7 protein-coding genes are annotated in these 8779 nt (G+C 67.6%); all 7 read right to left on the reverse strand.

The window, feature by feature from the left end:
- Positions 1 to 6 precede the first annotated feature (6 nt).
- Complete coding sequence (locus R2834_23350; protein ID MEZ4703285.1) at positions 7 to 1026, reverse strand: FecR domain-containing protein; 1020 nt, start codon at positions 1024 to 1026, stop codon at positions 7 to 9.
- Positions 1023 to 1598, reverse strand: coding sequence for an RNA polymerase sigma-70 factor (locus R2834_23355; protein ID MEZ4703286.1), 576 nt, complete (start codon positions 1596 to 1598; stop codon positions 1023 to 1025). Before R2834_23355 ends, R2834_23350 begins: the two co-directional genes overlap by 4 nt.
- 146 nt (positions 1599 to 1744) lie before the next feature.
- A complete protein-coding gene (locus R2834_23360) occupies positions 1745 to 3058 on the reverse strand; it encodes a hypothetical protein (GenBank protein ID MEZ4703287.1) in 1314 nt (437 codons plus the stop codon).
- Entirely contained in the window at positions 3055 to 5367 is a 2313-nt protein-coding gene (locus R2834_23365; GenBank protein ID MEZ4703288.1) for an aminoglycoside phosphotransferase family protein, read from the reverse strand. Before R2834_23365 ends, R2834_23360 begins: the two co-directional genes overlap by 4 nt.
- A gap of 14 nt (positions 5368 to 5381) precedes the next feature.
- Entirely contained in the window at positions 5382 to 7223 is a 1842-nt protein-coding gene (locus R2834_23370) for an ABC transporter ATP-binding protein (protein MEZ4703289.1), read from the reverse strand.
- Entirely contained in the window at positions 7223 to 8401 is a 1179-nt protein-coding gene (locus R2834_23375; protein MEZ4703290.1) for a glycosyltransferase family 4 protein, read from the reverse strand. The genes R2834_23370 and R2834_23375 overlap by 1 nt, the downstream gene beginning before the upstream one ends.
- On the reverse strand, positions 8398 to 8779 hold a 382-nt coding region (locus R2834_23380; GenBank protein ID MEZ4703291.1), incomplete at its 5' end, for a glycosyltransferase family 4 protein. The genes R2834_23380 and R2834_23375, both read right to left, overlap by 4 nt.

Genomic DNA, 8779 nt, shown 5'->3' on the forward strand with positions numbered 1-8779 from the left:
GAGGCCCTAGCGGGTCGGTGGCGCGCCGGCTTCGTAGATCGAATAGCCCTGGCTCGTCTTGCGGAATCGGCATTCCATGGCCAGGCACACATCGGACAGAATACTTTCGGGCGTGGCGTCCCGAGCGATCAGGACGGTCATCTCCTTGTCGCGCAGCGAATCGACCTCCACGGTCACTTCGGCGCCGAAACGGCGCTCCAGCTCGTCGAGGATGACGCTCAGGGGCTCGGAGACGAACACGAATCCGCGCCGGCGCCACGACAGCACGTAGTCGAGCGTCGCCTGTTCCTGCGCCGCGCCGGACGCGACGGCCGCGCCGATGCGGGCCATGGCGCCCGCCGCGTCGAGGCGGACCGTCCGGTCGTCTTCGGTGCGCGAGCGAACCTCGACGACCCCGGTCGCCAGCGTGACGCGCGTTTCGTAGACGCGCCCTTCCGCGCGCGCCCAGATATTGAACGAGGTGCCCATCACGCGCGTCTCGGCGTTGGCCGTGAGCACGAAGAAGGGGCGGTCGGTGGATTTCTGGACCTCGAAAAACGCTTCGCCTTCGAGTTCCACCCGCCGCTCGGCGGACGACACGAACGGCCACGCGGCAAAGCCGCGCTGAAATCGAATCGTGGAGCCGCTGTTCATCTCCACCAGGGAGCCATCGGGCAGCTGCACCGTGTGCATCTCGCCGATGGGCACATGGATGGTGACGGGCTGCCGCCAGAGCAGGACGCCGGCGATGGCCAGAAGCACCACGCCCACGAGCGGCGCCGTCCAGCGCAGCCGTGAAAAAAGCCGCTCTTCATCCCGCTCCGGAGCACGATCCCTGGCCCGGTGCTTGCCGTTCAGGGCCGGCACCGCCAGACGCGCCTGCACGTCCGCCCAGGCCGTTTCATCATCGGGGATGTTCACCGGCGGCGCCTCCAGGCCCTCGGTGATCTCCCAGATGCGCTCGATGGCCTGACGCGCTCGGGGCGTGTCATCGGCGGCCTCGGCCCAGACTTCCTCGGGAATCCGCGATGTATGATCCGTACTCATGACACTAAGAATGAAGGTTCATACGTCTGAACACGATGGTGCAAGTGTTCGAGCGCCCGCATGATATGGTTGTTCACCGTTCGTGGAGATACGCCCATCACATCGGCCACCTCGCGGTGGCTGAGCCCGTGGTACCGGCTCAGGCTGATCGCCTCGCGCTGCCGCTCGGGCAACTCGGCGATCCAGGCGCGAAGCTTTTGCTTCAGCGCGCTCGCGTCGATGTGCGCGTTGGGCCATTCCTGGTCAGAGACGAAGGCGGAAGATGCCTCCTTGATGATCGCGTGTTTCTGTCGATGCACGCGCTCATCCCGAAGGTAGCGATACGCCCTGTTTCGCGCCATGGTGTAGACGTACGCCTTGAGCGAACGCGCCGGATCCAGCGTGGATCGCAGCCCCCAGAGCGAAACAAACACATCCTGCACCAGGTCGTGCGCCACCTCATCGTCGCTCACGATCGAACGCACGTAGCGGATCAGCCCGCCGCGCAACAGTTTGAACGCGGTCTCGAAGGCTTCTCTGTCCGAGGCCTGGAGCCTCCTGCAAAGATCCGATTCGGTTTGACTCGAGAGCATGATGGATGGCGCCTTGGCCGGCGTAGTCGCGGACGAAGGGTGTCCGTTTGTGTAGATGTTCTCGAAGAAAGTGGAATGACCACGCGGCCGCTACATTTTCGCGGCGTGCGCGGCTTCCGGCCCGCGCGGGGTCGGCATCCCGCGTTTCAGAGGCGGTACGAGACCATCAGCATGAACAGGCTGGCATCGAAGTACTTGGACGGATCGTTGGAATTGCGGAACTCGTATTCGTAGCCGAGGAGCAGATCGAGGTTGCGCGAGACCCGCTTGTTCAGCTCCAGCTCCATGCTCCAGTTGTGGTCCTGCCGGAGGTAATCTACGTCATCCAGCTCAACAAGACGTTCATCGTACAGCTTGCTGCGGTATTTCGCCTTGAGCTGGGCCTGGCCGCCGTAGCGGGTGATCGGCGTCCGGTATTCGGCGCTGTAGGTCCAGCGCGAATAGCCCGACACGCTCAGCGCCTCGATATTGCGCTCGTAGCGGGCCTCGAACTCGACGCGCTCGCCCCGATCCATCCGGCGCTGGAAAACGAGGCCGGCGTTCGGCTTGAGCGCGTTGTCTTCCGGGCTGTCGGGAAAGCGCTTCACCCGATAGGTGCCGTACAGGAACAGCCGGTGATCCCGCGTAAACCGGTATTCGAACTCCTGGACGACCTGGTACTGGTTCGCCAGATCGCGGTCCTCGGACGACCCCTTCAGCGATGCCTCGACGGTCGTCGCGCTGCGAAGACGACCCGACAAATGCGGGGTGAAGGCCATGCTGAAGAGGTTGCTGATCCGGTCCCACCGTTCCGAATTCGTATAGGCATGCCGCGCCACCACGTAGTCGACCGTGATCCATGGATCCTCGACGGCATTGAACAGGCGAAGGTGCAGCGCCGGCACATAACCGTACGACCGGGTATCCTCGTCGTTGTGGTCGATATTCGAGTCGTACACGTTGCTGAACCGGAGGTCGGCCTCCATCCGGCGCGGCAGCGGCGTCCGGCGGATGGGCTCGTCGGGGGCGGGGTCGACGGACGGAGACGCCGCCGGCTCCTCGATCCCGGGCGCGGGGAGGGCGCTCGCCACGTTCATCGCCTCCGTCACGCCCATCACCCACGCATCCGACACCACCTTTGTCACGGCCTGCCGGTCGGTCAGGGCCTGATCGGACGACGCATACGCCCCGTGCACAACCCGATACCGCCGGATGGGGTTTGCATCCAGGCTGAGCACATGACTGCTGATGCCTCGCTTTTCGAGCAGCGTGGCCATCTCATCCGCCGGCTGCCGCTCGGGCGTGTCGAACAGCACCCAGGTGAACTGGCCGGGGGCCGGCGGCGCGTCCGCCGTGTGGCCGGGGGCCGCGGACTGTGCCGGCATCGCCATCGCCAGATGCGGCTGGGCATGGGATGTGGCGACAGCCGCGAAAAGAACGAGCGACAACAGGATGCGGGAGAGATACGTGCGGTGATTCATGACAGCGCCTCGATGGGGGCAACGGGCCGTGGTTCGGTGGTGATGATGCCAAGACGCGCCTCGCACAGGGCGAGCAGCGTGTGCGTGTATCGGCGGCGCTCGGGGAAGCGCGTGCTGATGTGGATATGGCGCGCGAGCGCCAGCGTCGTGTAACACGCGACAGCGTGTTTGCTGGCACGGGGGGATCGGGCCAGAAAGGCGGCCTGAAACGCATCGGCATGGGCCTCGAGCCAGCCGGCGTCGTCTGCCTGCCGCAGCCCCTGTTCGATCAGGTGCGCGATGAAATTGCCGGCGTCGAGCGCCGGATCGCCCTCGGTGTACAGATCCAGATCGAGCAGCACCACCCGATCGCGGTCGACCAGGACATTGTCCGCATAAAAATCACGGTGGATCGGACGCCGGGGCGAGGCCTCGAGCGCCAGGGCTTCCGCGCAGCACGCGGCGACCACCGCGTCCAGCCGGCCGGTCCACTCGGGCCGCTCGTCCTTCATCCCCAGCAACCGATCGCTCAGGATCTTCAGCTCGTCCGTCACGCCGTGGGTTCTGTCGGCGGCGACGCCGTGGGCGTGCAGATAGGCCAGCGCCTCGGCGATGCGGCGCGCCACCGCGACGCCGTCCGCCTCCAGAAGCCGCTCCGACGCGATCGTGCCGGCTTCCTTCCGCTGGAGCCACATGTTCCAGGCCGGCACGAGACCGACCGGCTCGGCCACCGCGACGCCGGCATCGCCCCGTGGGCCGAAGGCGCCTTCCCAGAGCGCGACCGATCGGTCGTAGGTGCCGCGATCCAGTCCTCGGGCGCGGACCTTCCCGAGCCACGTGACCGTCTCCTGTGCGCCGGGCGCGAGCCGGATCTCATAGCCGATCAGGGCGCGCCGGCCGGCCTTATGCCGCAGGAGCCGGGCCCGCTCGACACGCGCCTCCGGGCCCGCCACAGCCGCCAGGGCGCGTGTGGCCTGCGCGGGATCGAGCGCGGCCTCCAGACAGGGGATGCCGGCGTCGATCCGGGGCGCGGCGGCCGGAGCCGTATACGTGCTGCGTGCCGCGAAGGCATCGGCGCAGGCCAGGATCTCGAGGACGCGCTCGGGCCAGTCCGACTCCCGGAAGCGGAACGGATGCGGCGCGAGCTTGAGCAGGCCGGCCGCGGCGTACAGCGTCCAGTCGCGCTCGGCGAGCCCGCCGGCCGTCTCGCGATACCCTTCCAGAAACGCCTCCTCGTAGCGGTCCATCGCCCCCTCGGCGAGGCCGCTCCGCATCCGGTCCCGATGGAGATGGGCGACGAAGTTGCCGACATCGATCATCGGGTTGTCGAGCGCACTTTCGTCGAAGTCGAGCAGCTGGATCGTGTCGCCGTCGACGAGCACCTGCTTGGCGTAGAAGTCGCCATGCGTCGGGCACGGCGCGCCGGCCTGGCGCGACAGCCCGGTGCGGATGCGGTCGACGACGTCCTGGATATAGCCGGCGTGCTCCGGAAGCAGGAACGTCAGGCTGTCGGCCACCGAAGCCAGGTGGTTGTGCTCGTCCTGCGGCGTGCGGACCGGCAACCCGTCGCCGGCCTGCCCGTGCATCAGCGCGAGCGAGAGCCCGACCTGGTGCGCCGTCCACGGATCCGCGCCGCCATCCAGCAGCGATTCGGTGAGGCGCGCGCCCGGCATCCAGGCGAAAGCCAGGCCGTTGTAGCGGTCGGACCGCCCCACGAGCGGCGTCAGCCGGAGCGGTCCGGCATCGTGAAAGGCCGTGGAGCGGGCGACGAGTCCTTCAAACGCCGTTTCGGTGTAAAACTTGACCACCGCCTCGGGCACGCCGTCGACATCCAGCCGGCCGACAAACCGACGCTCCGGCTTGTAGCGGATCGTTTCGATCCGGCCGCCGGCCCACGGCGACGTGCCGCCGAACAGGTCGCGCAGGAGATGCCCCTGATCGCCGGCCGTCTTCAGCCGCCGCATCGCGCGGAGCCGCGCATCGTGCGGATAAAACGTCGTCAACAGAAACCGCGCGCCGTCGACAAAACCGCCGCGCTCGCTTTTGCCGGCTTCCGAAAAGCGCATGCTCGCCTTGGCCAGCTTTTCCCGCTCGTCGAGCCGGTAAGCCTTGGTGTACACGGGCAGCGTGCCGTCGTCCGTCCGGATCTCGTACCCGACGAGGCAGCTCTGGCCTGGCTTGTAGCGGATGTAGGTCATCGCGGCGTCGCGTACCTCGAACGGGACGTCGTTGGCGCGCAGCATGCCGGCGAAAGCGTTCGGATCCAGGACGGAGCGAAGCCCCGGCAGCGCGGTGTCGCGCGCAATGAGGTGTTCGTCGTGCGTATTCATGGGTGGAATGCGGGTCATACAAGGATTTCGGCCGGCTCGGGCGCATCCGCGCCGAGCGACTGGAGCCGATAGAGGGCCGCGTACCGCCCGCCCTCCGCGATGAGGGTGGCATGGTCGCCTGCTTCGGCGACCCGCCCGTTTTCCAGAAAGAGGATCTGGTCGGCGTGGGCGGCGAGGTCGAGATCGTGCGTGATCAGGATGGTCGTGCGGCCGGACGCGAGCCGGCGCAGCGCCTGGATGACGTCCTGCCGGTTCCGTTCGTCCAGACCCGTCGTTGGCTCGTCGAGGATGAGCAGCGGCGCGTTGCGGATGGCGGCCCGGGCGATCGCCACGCGCTGCCGCTGGCCGGAAGACAGCGTCACGCCGCGTTCGCCCAGCACGGTGTCGTAGCCTTCGTCGAGCTTCATGATGAAGTCATGCGCGTTCGCGAGCCGGGCGGCGGCCTCGATCGTGGCTTCGTCGGCGTTCGGGTTGCCGTAGGCGATGTTGTCGCGCACGCTCGAGGCGAACAGCAGGTTGTCCTGCAGGACGACGCCGATCTGGGTGCGGAGCGATTCGAGGGTGTAGGACCGGATGTCCTTCCCGTCGATCATCACGCGGCCGTCGATGGGGTCGTAGAGGCGGAGCAGCAGGCTGGCGATGGTCGACTTGCCGGCGCCCGACGAGCCGACGAGCGCGAGGGTGCGGCCCGGCGCCACGTCGAGGCTGAAGCGGTCCAGGATCCGGCGCCCCTCGCTGGCATAGGCGAACGAGACGCGATCCAGCCGCACATGCCCCTGCAACGCCGGCGCGGGGGCGGCCTCGGGCGCATCCACGATATCCGGCTTGCGTTCGAGCACGTCGATCACGCGCTCGCCGGCGGCCGTCGCCTTGGCGAGGCGCCCCGTGTACTTCGCAAAATCCTGCATCGGCTTGAAGGCCGATTTGAGGTAGGACAGGAAGACGAGCAGCCCGCCGGCGGTGAGATCACCATGCAGCACCAGCCACGCGCCGTACGAGAGCACGAGCGCGGTGGACAGGGCGATCATCACCGTCACCAGGCTCTCCAGCCGGACGGCCAGCCGCTTGGCGCGGACACCCTCTTTCATGCTGCCGGCATTCTGCCCGGTGAACGCCTTGGAGAACGTACCTTCGAGCGACAGCGCCTGAACCACCCGGATCGCGCCGATCGACTCCGCCGCCGTCGAGGCCATGGCGCCCTCGCGCTTGCGCTGGTCGCGGGAGACCTCCTGGATGCGTTTGCTCAGCCGCATCGTGGGCAGCCAGTACAACGGCAGGGTGACCAGGGCCACCAGCGACAACTGCCAGTTCATCCAGAACATCAGCCCCATCATCATCACCAGCACGAGGATGCTCGCGATGAGCGGCATGAGCGCCGTGACGGCCATGTCCCGCATCATCCCGATATCGCTGATGACCCGGATGATGAGGTCGCCGCTGTGGGCGCGGTCGTGGTACGAAGGGGACAGGCACTGGATGTGCCGGTAGAGCGCAGCGCGCACGCGGGTCAGCACCCGGTTGCCCACGAGGGCGAATCCTACCTTGTACACGTACTCGAAGAAGGCGCGCCCGCCCATGATCACCACCACCAGCACCGCCGAGAGCCCCAGCAGCAGCATCGGGTCGGCCGTGGCCAGCCACGCGAACGCCGGCGTCGCCGACGGATCCGGCAGAATCACCTGGTCGAATACGAACTTGAGGGGCCACGGCTCGAGCGCCTTCAGCAGCACGGCGACGAACAGGCCGGCGAACGACCCGCCGATCAGGCCGCGGTGTTCGCGCAGGTAGGGCGCGAAGTGCCGCAGCATATGAAAAAACCCGGGCGCGGTGGCGCGGAGTGTCTGTTTGCGTCCCATTACGCGGCCTCTTCCAGAATCGGTTGGGCGGAGCGCCCGAGATGTACGATGCGGTCGGCCGTGGCCTCCCAGGTATGATGGCGAAGGATCTTGCGACGCGCGTTTTCGCCGAGACGATACCGCAGCGTGCTGTTGCGGTTGAGCTGGATCAGCGCCACGGCCAGACCGGCGGTGTCGCCGGGTTCGTAGATCAATCCGTCCTCTCCGTCTTCGATCAGGGTGGCCAGCTGCCCGTTGCGGCTGCCGACCACCGCCCGGCCGGAGGCCATGTATTCGAACACTTTCAGCGGCGAGAAATAACAGGTATCCATCTTCGGGTAGGGGGCGACGGCCACGTCCATGCTCGCGATATACGCCGGCACATCGACCGGATCGACCGCGCCGGTGAACTCGGCCGCGTCGCGCAATCCCCTGCGCGCCAGATCGGCTTCCAGCGCGTCCTGCTCCGGCCCCTGCCCGACGATCAGCAGGCGGGCGGTGGGGTCGGCGCGGCGCAGCAGCGCGAAGCCTTCGATCAGATCGGGCAGGCCGTGCCACGGCTTGAGGGTGCCCACGAAACCGACCGTGAACACACCCGCCGGCGCCGGGCTCGCAGGCCGCACGGCCGGCGTGAAACGCTCCGGGTCGACGCCGTTGGGGACGACATGCACCTTCTCCGCCGGCACCGCGGTGTCGACGAGGTAGCGCGCCACGTCGTCCGACACGGCGATGAGCGCCGAAGCCGACGCGAACACGTGATCCGCCACCGTCTGCGCGCCCTGCCGGTCGATGAGGACGCGATGCGTGGCCTGCTCCTCGATCAGCGGCGCGTTGACTTCGAGCAGCCCGGCGATGCCGTGCGTCGACGCGTAGGTCATGCCGGCATGGCTCCAGAGCGAGTAGCGCTCGTACACCAGGTCGAACGGTCCTTCCCGATCCAGCAGCGCGAGCATCCGGTCGTTCGCAGCCAGAGCGTCTTTTTCGCGGGCCTGGGTGTCGGCCGAGGCGAGAGAGGGCAGCGTCCAGACCTGCACGCCGGCGAGGTCCGCAGCCGGCCCCCCGCCGAGGCGCTGGGCGAACAGCACCACGTCGTGCCCCTGGCGCACAAAGGCGCGGATGACTTCCTGGACGTGGATGGAGCACCCCTTGGTGCCGAAAACGGGGACGCCGGGATCGGCGCAGACGTAGGCGATTCTCATGCCATCACCTCTTCTTCCTGGGCTTCGCGGACAGCCGCCTGCGCGAACAGGTCGCGGATGCGGGCGGCGTTGCGGTGGATATCGAAACGCTCCTCGATGAGCGTGCGGGCCTGACGGGCGAGACGCGAGCGGAAGCCGGCGTTTTCGAGCAGCCGCTGCAGGGCGTCGGACAGGACGACCGGGTTGCTCTGCGGCACCATCACGCCGGTCTCCCGGTCGGTCAGGACTTCAGGGATGCCGGTGACATCCGTCGAGACGCACGGCGTACCCAGCGCCATGGCTTCGAGCAGCACCGTCGGGAGGCCGTCGCGGTTGCCGTCGCGGCCCACCACGCACGGCGCGGCGAACACCGAGGCGCTCCGCATCAGCCGGATCACC

The sequence above is a fragment of the Rhodothermales bacterium genome (assembly GCA_041391505.1).
In the GTDB taxonomy this organism is placed as follows: Bacteria; Bacteroidota; Rhodothermia; order Rhodothermales; family JAHQVL01; genus JAWKNW01.